Annotated in this window: 10 protein-coding genes; 2 read left to right on the top strand and 8 right to left on the bottom strand. The window is 69.2% G+C overall.

The genetic code is table 11. The annotated features are described in order from the left end of the window. The first annotated feature begins 50 nt into the window (after positions 1 to 50). Positions 51 to 2,573: a LuxR C-terminal-related transcriptional regulator gene (locus QSK31_RS06130; protein ID WP_285681825.1), complete on the top strand. Its 2,523-nt coding sequence runs from the start codon at positions 51 to 53 to the stop codon at positions 2,571 to 2,573. 17 nt (positions 2,574 to 2,590) lie between these two features. Here the strand turns inward: QSK31_RS06130 and QSK31_RS06125 are convergent, their stop codons facing one another. From QSK31_RS06125 to QSK31_RS06110, 4 genes are all read right to left on the bottom strand, one after another. Continuing rightward, complete coding sequence (locus QSK31_RS06125; RefSeq protein ID WP_285681823.1) at positions 2,591 to 4,099, bottom strand: glycoside hydrolase family 76 protein; 1,509 nt, start codon at positions 4,097 to 4,099, stop codon at positions 2,591 to 2,593. A gap of 173 nt (positions 4,100 to 4,272) precedes the next feature. Further along, the gene (locus tag QSK31_RS06120) at positions 4,273 to 5,223 is read right to left on the bottom strand and encodes an alpha/beta hydrolase (protein ID WP_285681822.1); all 951 of its coding nucleotides are present in this window, start codon (positions 5,221 to 5,223) and stop codon (positions 4,273 to 4,275) included. A 25-nt stretch (positions 5,224 to 5,248) separates the two neighbouring features. Then, a complete protein-coding gene (locus tag QSK31_RS06115) occupies positions 5,249 to 6,190 on the bottom strand; it encodes an NADP-dependent oxidoreductase (protein ID WP_285681820.1) in 942 nt (313 codons plus the stop codon). A 112-nt stretch (positions 6,191 to 6,302) separates the two neighbouring features. After that, positions 6,303 to 7,124 carry a helix-turn-helix transcriptional regulator gene (locus QSK31_RS06110; protein WP_285681818.1) on the bottom strand — a complete coding sequence of 274 codons (822 nt, stop codon included), beginning with the start codon at positions 7,122 to 7,124 and terminating at the stop codon, positions 6,303 to 6,305. 286 nt (positions 7,125 to 7,410) lie between these two features. Here QSK31_RS06110 and QSK31_RS06105 point away from each other — a divergent pair, with 286 nt between their 5' ends. After that, on the top strand, positions 7,411 to 7,911 hold the full coding sequence (locus tag QSK31_RS06105) for a cupin domain-containing protein (protein ID WP_285681817.1): 501 nt from the start codon (positions 7,411 to 7,413) through the stop codon (positions 7,909 to 7,911). Positions 7,912 to 8,290: 379 nt separating this feature from the next. Here the strand turns inward: QSK31_RS06105 and QSK31_RS06100 are convergent, their stop codons facing one another. From QSK31_RS06100 to QSK31_RS06085, 4 genes are all read right to left on the bottom strand, one after another. Continuing rightward, a complete protein-coding gene (locus QSK31_RS06100) occupies positions 8,291 to 11,092 on the bottom strand; it encodes a glycoside hydrolase family 2 TIM barrel-domain containing protein (RefSeq protein WP_285681816.1) in 2,802 nt (933 codons plus the stop codon). Between the two features lie 12 nt (positions 11,093 to 11,104). Continuing rightward, positions 11,105 to 13,174, bottom strand: coding sequence for a PQQ-dependent sugar dehydrogenase (locus QSK31_RS06095; RefSeq protein ID WP_285681815.1), 2,070 nt, complete (start codon positions 13,172 to 13,174; stop codon positions 11,105 to 11,107). A 239-nt stretch (positions 13,175 to 13,413) separates the two neighbouring features. After that, positions 13,414 to 14,097 carry a response regulator gene (locus tag QSK31_RS06090; RefSeq protein ID WP_285681814.1) on the bottom strand — a complete coding sequence of 228 codons (684 nt, stop codon included), beginning with the start codon at positions 14,095 to 14,097 and terminating at the stop codon, positions 13,414 to 13,416. A gap of 1 nt (position 14,098) precedes the next feature. Next, positions 14,099 to 15,295 (bottom strand): sensor histidine kinase, encoded by a 1,197-nt coding sequence (locus QSK31_RS06085; RefSeq protein ID WP_285681812.1) that lies wholly within the window; start codon positions 15,293 to 15,295, stop codon positions 14,099 to 14,101. Positions 15,296 to 15,380 lie beyond the last annotated feature (85 nt).

The following is a 15,380-nucleotide window of genomic DNA, read 5'->3' as shown; positions in this document are numbered from 1 at the left end:
CACGGACCTGGGGTGATGACGGCGGCCTGTCATGAGTTCACGGAGGCGCATTGGTACACCGCGAAGAGGGCGGGCCGGGCAGTGACGTCGAGGCCTACCTGCGACAGCTCGCCGCCGTGGCCGAGTCCGCGAACAACGCGTCGGGGACCGCGGCCATCGCGTCGGCGCTCGCCGAGGCTCAGCGCGTGGCCGCCTGGGGACTCCGCTCGGCCGTGGAGCTCGGGCTCGAGCGGGGGCTCAGCTGGCGGCAGCTCGCCGAGCTGCTCGACATCCCGGCCTCGACGCTGCACCGCCAGTACCGCAGCGGCGCCGCCATCCTGACCGCCCGCGAATCCCCGCCGGACCTGCCCGAGGCGCCTTCGACGGCGGGCCGGGTGCCGCCCTGGTTCGACACCTTCGTCGGCCGCGAGCGTGAACTCGCCGAACTGTCCGACCTGCTGGGCCGGACGCGGCTGCTCAGCGTCATCGGCCCGGTGGGCGTCGGGAAGACCAGGCTTGCCGGGGAACTGGCCCGGCGCGTCGAACCGTCCTATCCCGGTGGGGTCAGATGGGTCTCGCTGGCACCCGTGACCAAGCCGTGGCAGGTGGCGTCGGCCGTCGGTACGGCGGGCGAGCCCGGCGAGTCCGGAGCCGCGCTGCTCGTGCTCGACAACTGCGAACACGTGATCGACGGCGTGGTCGACGTTGTCTCGAAGCTGCGTGCCACAGCCCCGGAAACGCATGTTCTGACCACGAGCCGCGAGGCGCTACGCGCCCAGGGCGAGACCGTCACGGTGCTCGAACCGCTGCGGGCGGACGCGGCACGTCTGTTCGGCACGCGGGCGTCGGAGTCACGACCGGGCTTCGAGGCCGGCGCCTGGGCGGACCTCATCACAGAGATCTGCGACCGGCTCGACGGCTTGCCGCTCGCCATCGAACTCGCCGCGGGCCAGATGGACGTGCTGACTCCGGAGTCGTTGCTGCCGAAGCTGGCGGAGCGGCTCGATCTGCTCGTCAACGCCCAGCGCGGGACGAACGGCCGCCGGCGAGGCCTTCGCGACGCGATTCAATGGAGCTACGACCTGCTGGACCAGACGGAACAAGGGGTGTTCGCCCGGCTCTCGGTCCTGCCCGGTGGGTTCGACGAGCAGACCGCGGACGCCACGACAGCCGGCCTGAGTCTGCCGCGCAAGCAGTTGTCGGCGCTGCTGACCGACTTGGCTCGCAAGTCACTGATCGTCGTCGACGCGCAGCAGCCGGGCCGGTTCCGGATGCTCGAATCGCTGCGGGCGTTCGGCCAGGAGGTGCTGGCCGACGCCGGCGAACTCGTACCCACGCAGATCCTGCTGCTGGACTGGCTGGCCGGCTTCGAGCAGCAGCTCCTCAAGCATCCGGGGGGCGACGAGCTGACAGCGACCGAGCACCGGATCGTCCTCGAGCTGGACAACCTCCGCTACGGGGTGGACGTCGCCGCCGCCATCAGTCATCCTTCGCACCCGACGTTGGCCATTCTGCTCTCGCGCTTTCTCGCCAATGCCGCCGATCTGGACGAGGTCGGAAGACTCCTCGCCGACGTGCTGAACGATCCTTCGACATCGCCGCTCCACCGCTCGAACGCCCTGACCTGGCTCGCGAAGAACGACACCCGCCAAGGCGATCTCGATGCCGCGGTCCGCCACTCGAACGAGGCTCTCGAGCTGGCCCGTGGGCTGGACGACGTGGACACACTGGCGATCGCCCTCACCAGCGTGATGTTCACGCGCGCCTCCACCGGCGACCTCCCCGGCGGTATCCAGGTCGGAAACGAACTGGTCGAGCTGCTGATGCGAGTGGATCGGACGGGCCTGGCCGGCTGGGTCCTCAACAAGCAGGCATGGCTGTTCGTCACCAGCGGCGACCTGGTCGCGGCGCGCGAGGCGATCACGGAGTCCATCCGGATCTACGAGTCGCGGTCCGATCGGAGCTTGCCGATCACCGCCCGCTTCGCCAACCACTCCGGGATGAGCCTGCTGCACACCGCCGCCGTGACGGCCACTCTGCAACGGGACGACGCGGCCGCCGCCGAGTACGTCACCGCCGTCCTCACCATGTCGGTGCCTGACCGCGATACCGTCCTGAGCGCCATCGAATGCGCGGCCATCCTCGCGGTACGGCGCAAGCAGCACATGCTCGCCCTCACCCTGCTGGCCGGAACGACCACCAGAGGCCGCCCGGTGCAGGATTTCTGGACTCGGCAGCTCGAAGCGGCGAAGAGCGCGGCGCAACACGCCATCGACCCCGCGGCGGCCGTGGCGGCGTCGGCCAAGGGCTCATCGATGACGGTTGCGCAGCTCACCGATCTGGCGGTCAGCGGGGGCACTCCGATCGACGAGGACCTCACCGGCGTCCTGACCCGCCGGGAGCTCGCGGTGGCGCTGCGGGTCGCCGACGGCCTGACGAACGCTCAGATCGCGAAAGACCTCTCCATCAGCACCCGCACCGTGGACAGCCACCTGATGAACATCCGCGCGAAGCTGGAGGTCCGCACCCGGGTGGAGGTTGCGCTCTGGGTCTACCGCAGCGGAAAGCACGCGGAGCGGAACGGGAGGAGCTGACCGCCGGGTGGACGGCTTCAGCCACGATGCCACTTCTGGTTGGTGCCGCCGTTGCAGCCCCACAGCTGGAGTTCCGCACCGTCGGCGCCGTTCCAGCTCTTGATGTCCACGCACTTGTTCGCTGCCGGGTTGACCAGGGCGCCCGTCGCGGTGAGTGTGAACTGCTGCGCCTGGTTTCCCGAACACGTCGCGATCTGGATGACCGCCCCGTCCTGCGTGGAGCCGCCGGCCACGTCCATGCACTTGTTGTTGCCTGTCCGAAGCGTGCCTCCGGCGAACTCCCATGTCTGGTTCCCACCGTTGTTGCAGGTCCAAGTGGTGAGCCGTTGGCCGTCGCTGTAGTTGGAGCCGGGTACGTCGATGCACTTGTCGTTGAAGTTGCTCAGGACGGCGTTCGTCGTGCCGTTCGGCCTGGACGCCGGGGTGACCGCCTGCATGACCACGGCGCCGATGGCCTCGGTGGTGGTCGTGCTGTCCCGCGGGGTCTGCGCGTCCCAGCGGTTCCAGGACAGGTTGAGGTCGGTACGGCGCACACTCCAGGCCGCGTCCGCGTTGCGCTTCATCCAGTCGTAGTACTGGGCCCACAGGTTGTTCTGCCGGACGAACTCGCCCATGCCCCGGGCGAATTCCGACTGCCAGGTTCCCGCACGCCTGCCGTCGGTCAGAAGGCCGTTGACCGTCCTGGCCCGGATGACCCAGTCGGTCGTACGCTTGGCATCGTCGAAGATGGACGACCGGCCGTTGTTGCGGTACAGAGCCTGCGCCGCACCGACGAAGGCGCCCGCCGAGTAGACGGTCTGGCCCCCGGAGAGCTCACCGGCGGCGGTTATCGTCTCGTGCACGCCACCGGTGCCGCGGTCCAGCAGTGTGCGCCACACCCAGTCGTAGATCGCCTGTGCCTTGTCCAGGTAACCGCGGTCGTTGGTTCCCTCGTAGATCAGGACACCCAGAATGACCGCGGGGCTGTTGCTCAGGGCGTTCTTGTCCGCCTTGTCGATGCTCCACCAGACGCCGCCGCCGAGCGCACCGTCCCACCCCCGGTCGTACACCCGGTTGAAGGCGTACTGGGCCTGGGTGAGGTAGGTCCGATTGCCGGTGATCCGGTAACCGCGGATGAAGGCGAGGCCGGCCCAGAGCAGGTCGTCGTTGAAGTTGTTCCAGTTCCAGTCGTACAACCCGCCGGAACCCTGGTTCTGCTGCAGGAAGGTGTCGAGAAGGCGTCCGATCAGGTCGCGGGTGGCGGAACTCCTGGTGCTCTCGTACACGTCCTCGGCCGTCTGGATGGCCAGCGCCTGGCGCCAGAAGTAGTCCTTGTCCCCCACGGTCAGCGATTCTTTGTAGTAACGCTGATTGCCGTTGCTCACCAGCAACGCGGCGTTGAGCGCGTCGAACGCGGCGTTCGTGTTCGCGGTGAGTGGAGTGACCGCGCGTGGCACGGTGTCCGCGTCGCTTCGAACCGCGGTGACCGCGACCGTGGTCGTCACCATGGTGACTACCAGCGCGACGAGGGAAATTCGCCTGATCATGGGTGTCCTCTCGGAGGCGCGCGGGTCAGACCTCGGTCAAGTTTCCTTACAGCTGCTGCCATGATGGCAAACCGATCGACTGCTATCAATGAGTAATCAGCGCAGTCACGTGGGTCGTGCTGTAGCGGATTCAGGGCAGAGGCCCGCCGCAGGCGTTCCGATATGGGACGGGCTCAGATGGATCTGAGGACGCGGACACGGTCGGCGATGGCGCGCCGGGCCACGTCGGAGCCGAACGCGATGGAATCGAACTCGTGCGGGGCGCCGGGATGCAGATGGAACTCCACCGGTACGCCGGCGCGGCCGAGTTTGGTCGCGTAGGCGATGTCCTCGTCGCGGAAGACGTCGATCTGGCCGACCTCGATGTAGGCCGGCGGCAGGCCGGTCGCGTCCTCGAGGCGGGCCGGAGCCGCCGTGGCCGGGACGTCGGGCCCGCCGGCGGCGTCGCCGAGCAACGCGGGCCACGCGGTGCGACTGTCGTCGTAGGACCACAGCGCGTTCGCCTCGACGTACGGGTCGGGCGTGGTGGTGCGGTCGTCGAGCATGGGCATCAGCAGGATCTGCCGCGCGATCTTCGGGCCGCCCCGCTCGCGGGTCAGGATGGTCAGGGCCGCCGCCATGCCGCCGCCGGCGCTGTCACCCATGACGCCGACCCGCTCGGTGTCGACGCCCAGCTCGTTCGCGTGCTCGTGCAACCAGCGCAGCGCCGCGTACGCGTCCTCGAGCGGTGTCGGGAAGGGGTGCTCGGGTGCGCGGCGGTACTCCACCGACAGCATCGGCACACCGCTCGCCGACACGTAGCGGGAAACCGGGCCGTCGAACAGGTCGATGTGACCGAAGATGTACCCGCCGCCGTGGAAGAACAGCACGGCCGGACCCGGCACGGCGCCGTCCTTGGCGTACCAGCGCATCTTGATCCGCGCCCCGTCGTCCGCCGTCGCGTAGTGCTCGCTCGTGCGCACATCGGCCGGGATCGGCTGCGCTGTGCCGGAGGCGCCGATGATCGGCTCCCACAGGCCGCGGCGGCCCTCGATGTCGCCCACGGCCGGCGGTTTGGCCTCGGCCATCGCGCCGGCCATCGGGGCCAGCGCCGCGGCGATCTCGGGATCCAGTGAGAGTGACATGATCTTTCCTTTCTGATGCTGACGGTCAGGGCGCGACGATGATCGTCTTGCCGCTGGGCAGAGCGCCGGCGGCGGCCTGGGCGTGCACCGTCGGCAGGTCGGCCAGGGGCACCCGCTGGGCGATGTCGACGTGCAACTCGCCGGAGTCGATCAGTGCGACCAGGCGGGCCAGCTGCTCGGCGTCGCTGCGCACGAACAGGTCGATGCCCCGTACGCCGCGCTCGTCGTCCGAGGGTGCGGGCATCCAGACCGTGGTGCTCACCAGCACACCGCCCGGGCGGATCAGGGTGACCAGGGCGGCGAGCCGCTCCGGGTCGACCGGGGCGAGGTTGAGCACGACGTCGACCGGCTCGGTAACCGCCGTGGCCACGTCGGTGGTGGTGTGGTCGACGACCTCGTCGGCGCCCGCCTTCGTGACCTGCTCGCCGCTCCGGGGACCGGCGACGGCGATGACGTACGCGCCGGCGTTCTTGGCCAGCTGAACGGCGTAGCCACCGACGCCGCCGCCGGCGCCGTTGATCAGGACACGCTGCCCGGCCGCCAGCTCCGCGTGCTCGAACAGCGCCTGCCATGCGGTCAGGCCCACGGTCGGCAACGCGGCGGCATCCGCCAGCGCGACAGTCGCCGGCGCCGCCGTCAGCACCTCGGCCGGCGCCACGGCGTACTGTGCGGCCGCACCGTCGGCGACCATCGGCAGGAACCCGACAACCTGGCCGCCGACCTCGAGACCGGTCACCCCCTCGCCCAGCGCCTCGACCGTGCCGGCAACGTCGATGCCCGGCGTGTGCGGCAGCGTCACCGGGATGGGGCCCTGCATGAACCCGCCGCGGATGTTGCCGTCGACGCCGTTGAACGACGTCCCGGCGACCCGGATCAGCACCTGCCCCGCACCGGGGACGGGCCGCTCCACATCCTCGAACCGCAGGACTCCCGGGTCGCCGTACTCGTGGAAACGCACTGCCTTCATCACAACCACTTGCCTCTCGTTGAAATCCAGTGCTTCGATTTCGAAGCACTTGAACCGTAGCATGCTTCGAGTTCGAAGCAATGAGGTGTGAGCGAGCCGACACCCGCGCCGCTCAGCCGACGACCGCCAGGAGCTGGAGGTTGCCATGGCTCGGTGAGCCCGGTGCCGCGGAGAAGACCAGCAGTTCCTGGGCCTGATCCGGGTCCACCAGCCGCTGGCAGTACAGCTCCAGCTCCCCCAGCTCGGCATGCCGGTACCGCTTGAGGTCGAGGTGGTGAGTCACATCCACCTCATGCAACCGCCAGACCTCGGCGAACTCGGGGCTGACCTCCAGGAGCGCCGCCACGATCTCGCCGGCCCGGCCTCCAGGGTCGGCCGTGTACGCCGCCCTGATGTCCACGGTGAAAACCCGGCCCCGCAGCGCGTGGTCCTCCACGGGGTAGAGGTCGCGGCTGGCCGGGTCGGTGAACCACCGGTACACCAGGTAGCGCGACATGCCGGTGAACCGGGTGTAATCCCCGAGCAGAGCAACCGCCGGCCGGGTCTGCAGCAACGTCTCCCCGAACCGCGACATCACCAACGCCGGCGTGTCCGCCAGCCGCTCGACGATACGCAACATGGTCGGGCTGACGTGGTCATCGCGCAGGACCCGTCGCGGCGCCGGGTGCCCACCGAGGTCGAACAGGTGATCCCGTTCGCTCAGGCTCAGATGCAACCCCCGGGCCAGCGCGGCGAGCACCTGCTCGGACGGCATCGGGCCGCGCTGCTGCTCGATCCGGCTGTAGTAGTCCACCGACATGCCGGCCAGCGCCGCGACCTCCTCACGCCGCAGACCACCGGTACGCCGCCGGGGCCCCCGCGCAAGCCCGACATCCTCCGGCTGCAACACCTCGCGGCGCGCCCGGAGAAAATCGGCCAGCAGTGCCCGGTCCATCGTCCTCCCAGCCCCACGAACGACACGCATGCCGAAGAACTGTCTCGCGGCAATGCCAACGGTATCGAGGAACCGGCGCACCCGGATCAGCAATTCACACGAACGCTCTACGGGGTGCCGTGAACACCGAGCGTCACATTTCACGGTGCGTGCGGCCATCCGGCCGCGGCCGGCGTCCCATTCCGGGACGGACAAGCAGAGCAGGACCGCGTAGGACGGAGGATGCTGATCATCCCGGGTTGACCTGTCCCTGGACGGGCTCGGCGAGCTCCCACAGACTCGCAGCATGATTCCCGATGACGACCCCACGCGATCGCTGACCGTCGCGGACCCGGCCGACCCGGCCACGACGTTCGTTTCCCTGGTCGGCAACACGTACGCGATGCTGATCACCGGCGAGCAGACCGATGGCCGGTACTGCCTCATCGACATGCGCGTACCGGACGGTGGCGGCCCGCCGCCGCACCGGCACGACTTCGAGGAGATGTTCACCATTCTCGAAGGAGAAATCGAGTTCACGTTCCGCGGTGAGAAGCACACCGTGCGGGCCGGGTCCACGGTCAACGTCCCGGCGAACGCGCCGCACTTCTTCCGCAACGTCTCCGGTGCGCCGGCCCGCATGCTCTGCATGTGCACCCCGGCCGGCCAGGACGAGTACTTCACGCGCATCGGCACCACGGTCGACGGCTGGGACGCACCGCCGCCGCGGCTGACCGACGACGAGGTCACCGAGCAACGCCGCCGAGCCGCCGAGCTGGCCTCCGCCTATCGCAGCGAGTTCCTCTGACCCGTCCTTGAGCCCCGGCGGGCGGAGACCTTGACGCAGACCTCGAGGATCACGTCCGCCGGGCACCTTCGCCCGAGATCCCCTGCTGTCCGGCCGCGCGCACGCACCTCGCGAGCGCCGCGGCCATGTACCGGCGCCGGAGCGGCGTGAACGGGCCGGCGAGAACCCCGCGACGGCCGGGGAGCGGCTTTAACTCGCAGGTCCACCGAATCACCGTTCCCAGGCCGTCAGGATTGACGTTCCACTCGCCTCGAACACCGGCCGCGAGGCGGGAGAGGACATTCCGGGAAAGGGCGCTAACGGGCGGAAGACGCTGGGGAGGTCGATGGGGGCGATGACCCGGGACAACGCAGGCAGGCAGAGATCGTCCCCGGATAGGTCAGGCGCCGAATCGGAAATAAATGGTGCGGTGGTAATCGCCGGCGCCGACGTTCGGCCGGCTCTCCGGGCCCAGCACGCCGGCACTGTGAAACTTGTTCCCGATCGGCGCGATCGCGTCCAGAAAGGACAGACCCTTCGACGGGTACGGAGCGGTGGCGGTAATCGGGTCGGGCCCGGCCGCGGGCGTGAAGAGGCGCAGGAAGAGGCCCTCGTCGGCGGCGACCATCGTGATGGTGCCCTCGGTGGTGCTCAGCGCCGCCCAGCAGGTACGGGCGTGATAGCCCTTGAACTCCGGGTACTGGAACCCGGCGGCGCCGGTGGCCGTGTTGTTGTACTGCTTCGTCCAGACGTCGGCCGACACTCCCCGCAGCCGGTTCTTGTAGACCCGGTACGGCCCGTCGCCGAGCCAGGTCAGGCCGCGGACATTCGCCTCCGGGTAATCGAAGCCGACACCGAAGTAGTCGTGGTTGCCGGTCCGGCGATAGGTGTATTCGAGGTGGAGCCAGCCGTTGGCGTCCAGCCGCCACCGTACGGTGGTCAGATCACCGGTGTAGGTCGCCTGCACCACCCACGCCGTTCCGTCCTGGAAGTGGGTGAGACCGCCGAAGGTCGACGAGCCGTCGGCCGGCGCCGGGCCGTTGGTCAGCGATACCGGTGTGCCCGCCTGCCGTACCCCGGTCAGCCGCCCGTTCGCCTTGCCGATCGTCACGGTGGTCGGGCCGGCCGTCATGGTGATGCCGGTGGAGTCCTCGACGGCGGTCACGCTGCCCGCGACCGGGATCACCAGCCGTCCGGCGAAGTCGGCCGCCTTCTTGATCCGCCAGGTCCAGCCGGCGACGGCGCGTCCGCCGGGATCCGTCGCGCTCAGCATCAGCGCGTCGGCATTGCTCCAGTCGGCGGGCAGGTCCAGAGGTACCGAGCCGGCGGCGCCCGGGGCGATGCTCGGGCCGGTCAAAGTGCCCTGTGCGGTGACCGTGTGCCCGGCGCCGGCGCCGGGCGATACGAAGGTGACCAGCTGCCAGCGGAACCGGCACCGGCTGACATCGGTGAAGTCGTACCGGTTGACGATCTTGACGGTCCGGTCGAACGACCTCGGGAAGGTCGAGGCGTAGTAGTCCGGGTTGCTGAGCTGGATCGGCGACCAGATGTCGCGGATCGTGAAGAAGCTGGCCTCCTTCTCCCGGAACGGGCCGAGAATGCCGTCGGGCGCCCGGTTTCCGAAGGTGTCCAGGGCGCCGCCCCGGTCGTCGCGGACCACGCTCTCGTCGAACAGCGACCAGATGAATCCGCCGGCCGACCGTTGGCCGCCGCCCATCACCCGCCAGTAATCGTTCAGGCCGGCGCCGGCGCCACCGTCGTAGAGGCCGTGCAGGAACTCGGTGGGCATGAAGACGGTGCCGCCGGCCGCCTTGGCGACCGTGCTGTCGTACGACTGGTAGTGGCTGGTGTCGACGTTGTTGAACGTGGTCCACGGGTGCAGGACGGTGCGCTTCTGCGGGTCGTACTGCGCGAAGTCGTCGTCGAGACCGACGTTCCAGCCGCCCTCGTTGCCGTTGTCCCAGAACAGCACGCTGGGATGGTTGGCATCACGGGTCACCAGCGCCGCGACCAGTGGCGCGCCCACGCCCTCGTCGTAGCGCTTCTGCCAGCCGGCGAGCTCGTCGAGAACATAGAGGCCGAGCTCGTCGCACAGGTCGAGGAAGTACGGGTCGGGCGGATAGTGCGACATCCGTACCGCGTTCATGTTCATGTCCTTCATCAGCCCGATGTCCAGCCGGGCGATCCGGGGGCTGGAGGCACGGCCCAGGGTCGGCCAGAAGGTGTGCCGGTTGGCGCCCTTGAGCACCACCCGGCGGCCGTTGACGTAGATGCCGTCCCCGGCGCGTACCTCGATGGTGCGGAAGCCGAACCGGGTGCCGATGCTGTGCAGCACCGTGCCGGAGCCGGTGGCGACCGAGATCTCGACCTGGTAGAGGTCCGGGGTCTCCGCGGTCCACTGCAGCGGCCCGTCCACAGTCGTCGTCAACGTCGCCTTGGTGGCGCCCGCCGGAACGGCGACCGAGAAGTCCGCGCCGACCGCGGTGCCGTCCAGCCGCCTGATCCGGCCGGTCACCCGCCCGGCGGCGGTGACACCGGCCAGCATCACGTCCACGGCGAAGGACCCGTCGGCCCGCGCGTCCACCGCGAACCGCTCGATGTGGACGGCCGGGAAGGCCCGCAACGAGACCGGACGGAAGATCCCACCGAAGTTCCAGTAGTCGCCCCGGCGCTCGGCGTCGTTGACCGAGTTGTCCGAGGACTCCTTGCTGACCGTGACCTCCAGCAGGTTGGGCTGGCCCAGCCGCAGCAGCTCGGTCACGTCGTACCGGAACTCGTAGAAGCCACCCCGGTGCCGTGACCCGGCCGACGTGCCGTTGACCCACACTTCGGTGTCGGTCATGGCGGCCTCGAAGACCAGGTGGATCCGCCGGCCCGCCCACGAGGACGGCGGGGTGAAGGTGTGACGGTAGTTTCCTCGCTCCTCCGGGACGAGGGTGGAGCCGTAGTTGTAGCTGCCGAAGCCGTGGCACTCCCAGTTCGACGGGGTGGGAATCGTGCTCCATTCACCGCTGCGGCGACCGGCGGTGACCTGGAAGTCCCAGTCGACGGTGTGGTCGGCATCGGTGCCGGTCAGCGTCATCGTCTCGGTCACCGGGCCGCTGAGCGCCGCCCCGGCCGGGTTGCCGAACGCCACCCCGGCTGCGGACAAACCCGCCGCCCCGACGCCGATCGCCAACAGGTCACGCCGTTTGATGTGCACGTTCGCCTCCGGTCAGTTGCCGAGAGTCACGCGGAAGATTCGTTCGTCGCTGTTGTTCGGCGTGCTGTCCTTGTCACCCACATTGCTGGTGGTCAGCCAGAGGCCGCCACCGGGCGCGGGCTCGACGGTGCGCAGCCGGCCGTACGTGCCGTTGAAGTAGGTCTGCACGTCGATCAGGCTGGTGCCGCTGATCACCGCGCGGTACATGCGGGTTCCGCGTTGGCAGGCCACGTAGAGCGCGTCGCGCACGATCGCGATCCCGGAACACGAACCCTCGCTGGTCGGGTACGTGCGTTTGGGCGCGAGGAACCCGGCCGTACCGCAGGTGCCGCTGGTGCCCTCGCAGGCCGGCCAGCCGTAGTTGCCGCCCTTGGTGATCAGGTTCGTCTCGTCCATGATGCCGTCGCCGAACTCCTGCTCCCAGAGCCGTCCCTGCGAGTCGAAGGCCAGCCCCTGCGGGTTGCGGTGGCCGTAGCTCCACACGTAGTTGCCGTACGGGTTGTCCGAGGGGACCGAGCCGTCGGTGTTCAGCCGCAGCACCTTGCCGTTGAGGCTGTTCAGGTTCTGGGCGTTGGCGCCGTTCTGGGCGTCGCCCGTGCTGGCGTACAGCTTGCCGTCCGGGCCGAACCGCAGCCGGCCGCCGTCGTGGTACTTGTTGCGCAGGATGCCGGAGAGCAGGATCTGCTCGGTGGCGGTGTTCAAACTGTCGTCGTCGAGCCGGATCCGGACGATCCGGTTGTCGCTCGGCGAGGTGTGCATGATGTACAGCCAGTGGTCGCCGGCGAAGTCGGCCGAGACCGCCAGGCCGAGCAGGCCGCCCTCGCCGTCGGTGTTCTGCACGTTCGGGACGGTGCCGAGGGTGGTCTTGGCCCCGGTCGCCGGGTTGAGCCGGATGATGTCGTGGGCGTCGCGGCGGGTGTACAGGATGGTCCCGTCGGCCAGCGTGACCAGGCCCCACGGGAGATCCGTCTCGGTGGCGATCGGAGTGACCCCGCAGACTGGGCTGCCGCAGGCCGCACCGGTGGTAACCGTCACGGTGTTGCTGCGCGGCGACACGTTGGCCTGCGCGTCGCGGGCCACCACGTAGTAGGAGTAGGCCGTTCTGGCCGCCAGTCCACTGTCGATGAACGACGTGGCCGGCGGCGTGGTCGCGGTCCCGGTGATCGTGCCGACCTTGGCGTTGTCCCGGAAGACGTCGTACGCCCGCACGCCGATGTTGTCGGTGGCCGCCGTCCAGTTCAGCGTGACGGTGGTGCCGGACACCGAGCCGGTGAGCCCGGCCGGCGCGGTCGGCGCCTCGGAGTCGTCCTGGCAGTGCGGCGGGGTGATCGACACCGTCGTACTGGCCTGGGACACGTTGCCGGCGGCGTCCCGGGCGTTGACGTAGAGACCCCACGTCGCTCCGGCGACCACGGTCAGGCTGGTGGAAAGCGTGGTTCCGCCGACCGATTTCATCAGCTGCCCGTCGTGGAAGATGTCGTAGAACGCCACCCCGACGTTGTCGGCCGACGCGTTCCACGCGAAGGTCGCCGCGTCGCACACCAGATCACTCACCCGCGGATTCCCCGGCACGCTCGGCGCCTCGGTGTCCGCCCCGGTCGTCCGCCATTTCTGGTTGCCCTGCCCGTTGCACGTCCACATGCCGACCTCGGCGCCGTTGGCCGTGTTGCCGCCAGTGACGTCCAGGCAGAGGCCGGACTGCACGCCGGTGATGCTGCCGTCGGCGTTGAGCCGCCACTTCTGATTGGCGTTGCCGGTGCAGCGGTAGATCTGCACGACCGCGGGCGCCGTCGTGTCCTGACCGGCGACGTCCAAGCACTTCGGCTGGTCGTACACCCGCAGCTCACCGGCCGAGGTCAGCGTCCAGGCCTGGTTGGCCTGCCCGACGCAGTCGTAGAGGTTCAGCCTGGCCTGGTCCGCCTGGGACTGGGCGACGACGTCCAGGCAGCGGCCCGAGTCCACGCCGACCACCGGCGACCCGGTCGCCGCCTCGGCCGGTGCCCGTACCGCCACGAGCGCGAGGGTCATCACCCCGACGGCGATCATCGTCGTGGTGAGGCGCCGCCGGAGCGGTACGTGCATGACAGGAATCCGCATTCGATCCATCCGTAGATAGTGTGCTTGCGAATGACAGCGTACATAGACATTCAGACGTGTCAATTGCTGGATTTAGCCGACTATTATATCGACGAACCGTCTCGCTGAAATCAGCGCTTCACGCACAGCGTTACGCCGCTTCTGCGAATACCCTGAGTCATATTTCCACGTCGCGCTGCCCGGGTAATCGCACCGCTGTTCCATTCTGGAACGGACGGCGGTCGTTACCGGCGGTCGGGCAGGGGGTCGCCCGGCTTGACCAGGTGATGCCGGTAGGCGAAAACCACCAGCTGGGCACGGTCACGGGCATTCAGCTTGATCATCGTGCGGTTGACGTGCGTCTTGACCGTCAGTCGCGAAAGGTACAGCCGCTCCGCGATGTCGTCGTTCGACAGCCCGTGTGCGACCAGCAGCAGGATCTCCCGCTCCCGATCGGTGACCAGCGCCAGCTCCGGCACCTCCGCGACGGGCGGCCGGACGTCGGCGATCAGCCGGCTCACCAGACCACTGGTGGCCCGCGGTGACAGCAGTGCCTCGCCGTCGGCGACCACCCGGATGGCGTTGACGAGATCGCCGGGCGCCACGTTCTTGCCCAGGAAACCGCTGGCCCCGGCCTGCAAGGCGTAGATCACGTTGTCGTCGTCCTCGAACGTGGTGAGCACCAGCACCCGCACGCCGGCGAGGCGCTCGTCGGCGCCGATGCGGCGGGTCGCCTCGATACCGTCCACGTGCGGCATCCGGATGTCCATCAGGACGACATCGACCCGGCCGCTGCGGCACAGCTCGACGGCCTCGGCGCCGTCGGAGGCCTCACCGACCACTTCCAGACCGGGTTCGGCATCGATGATCATCCTGAATCCGGCGCGGATGAGAGCCTGGTCGTCGGCGAGGAGAACGCGGATGGCCACGTCACGCCCGCTCGGCGGTGGCGGACGCGTTGAGGCGGTTGACCGCCTGATCGTCGGTGGGTAACTCGGCATGAACCCGGAAGAGGCCGCCCGCGACCGGCCCGGCCTCGATCGTGCCGCGCGCGGCCGCAGCCCGCTCCCGCATGCCGAGCAGCCCGAACCCGGCGCCGGGCCGGCCATCGGCGTACCCGGCCATGCGGTTCGTGACGTCGATGCTCACGGTATCGACGGTGTACTCGAGCTCGAGGGTGGTGCCGCCGTCGCCGTACCGGTGGGCGTTGGTCAGTGCCTCCTGCGCGATGCGGTACGCAGCCAGGTTCACCACCGCCGGCAACGGCCGGGGCTCGCCGCGCTGCTGATGCCGGACGGCGAAGCCCATGGCGCTCAGCCCGGACAGCAGCTCCGGCAGGCGCTCCACGCCGGGCGCCGGTTCGGTGCTCCGGACCTCGTTCGCGTCACGCAGCACGCTGACCACCGACTTGATCTCGTCCAGGACGGTGTCCGCGGCGGTGCGGATGTGCCCGAGCACCGGCCACACCTTGTCCGGCTCGTTGCGCAGCACGTGGCCGGCGGCGCCGGCGTGGACGCTGATCACCGCGATGTGATGGGCGACGACGTCGTGCAGTTCCCGGGCGATGCGCAGACGCTCGTCCATCACTCGGCGGCGGGCCTCCTCGTCGCGGCTCATCTCCGCCTGCCTGGCCCGCTCGGTCACCTCGGCGATGTACGCCCGGCGCATCCGGGTCGAGTCCCCCGCCGCCGCGCCGCCGAAGACGATCGCGAACGTGGTGAACTGGTCGGTGCTCCACCAGTCGCCGAGGTACGTCACCGAGCCGGCGACCATGAGCGAACCCCACATGAGCGTGGCATAGAACCAGGGCCGGCGACGCGGGCCGGACACCGCGGCGGAGTAGGTCAGCACGCCGGCGACGATGAACATCCCGTCCGGGGGCCGGGTCAGGGCAATGGTGAGCATGAAGACAGCGGCGCCGGCCAGCAGGACCGGTACGGGATACCGGCGGCGTACCAGGATCAGCGCGGCGCACGCCACCGCCAGCAGCGCCGTACCGACGTTCACCGGCGTCGGACCCAGGTACAGCAGTAGAGCGACCCCGATCGCCGCCAGCATCACATCGCCCAGCGGGCCACGGTAACGGTCGAGGCGCGTGGACCTCCATTGGCTGACTGCCACGTACATCATCACGACGGTAGTGCGGCGAGCCGTTCCCATCGACCCCTTCCCGCAGTACTGAGCGCTGTCAAAGTACCGCGTTCGCAGTAGC

The organism is Actinoplanes sp. NBRC 103695 (assembly GCF_030269485.1).
Lineage (GTDB): Bacteria > Actinomycetota > Actinomycetes > Mycobacteriales > Micromonosporaceae > Actinoplanes.
Note: the sequence above shows the minus strand (reverse complement) of the source record. Positions and strands in the feature narration are given on the sequence as shown.

Bases quoted from the DNA above. Each gene is read 5' to 3' on its own strand.
- QSK31_RS06125 (WP_285681823.1), bottom strand. From the start codon at position 4,099: ATGATCAGGCGAATTTCCCTCGTCGCGCTGGTAGTCACCATGGTGACG.
- QSK31_RS06120 (WP_285681822.1), bottom strand. From the start codon at position 5,223: ATGTCACTCTCACTGGATCCCGAGATCGCCGCGGCGCTGGCCCCGATG.
- QSK31_RS06115 (WP_285681820.1), bottom strand. From the start codon at position 6,190: ATGAAGGCAGTGCGTTTCCACGAGTACGGCGACCCGGGAGTCCTGCGG.
- QSK31_RS06110 (WP_285681818.1), bottom strand. From the start codon at position 7,124: ATGGACCGGGCACTGCTGGCCGATTTTCTCCGGGCGCGCCGCGAGGTG.
- QSK31_RS06105 (WP_285681817.1), top strand. From the start codon at position 7,411: ATGATTCCCGATGACGACCCCACGCGATCGCTGACCGTCGCGGACCCG.
- QSK31_RS06095 (WP_285681815.1), bottom strand. From the start codon at position 13,174: ATGCACGTACCGCTCCGGCGGCGCCTCACCACGACGATGATCGCCGTC.
- QSK31_RS06085 (WP_285681812.1), bottom strand. From the start codon at position 15,295: ATGTACGTGGCAGTCAGCCAATGGAGGTCCACGCGCCTCGACCGTTAC.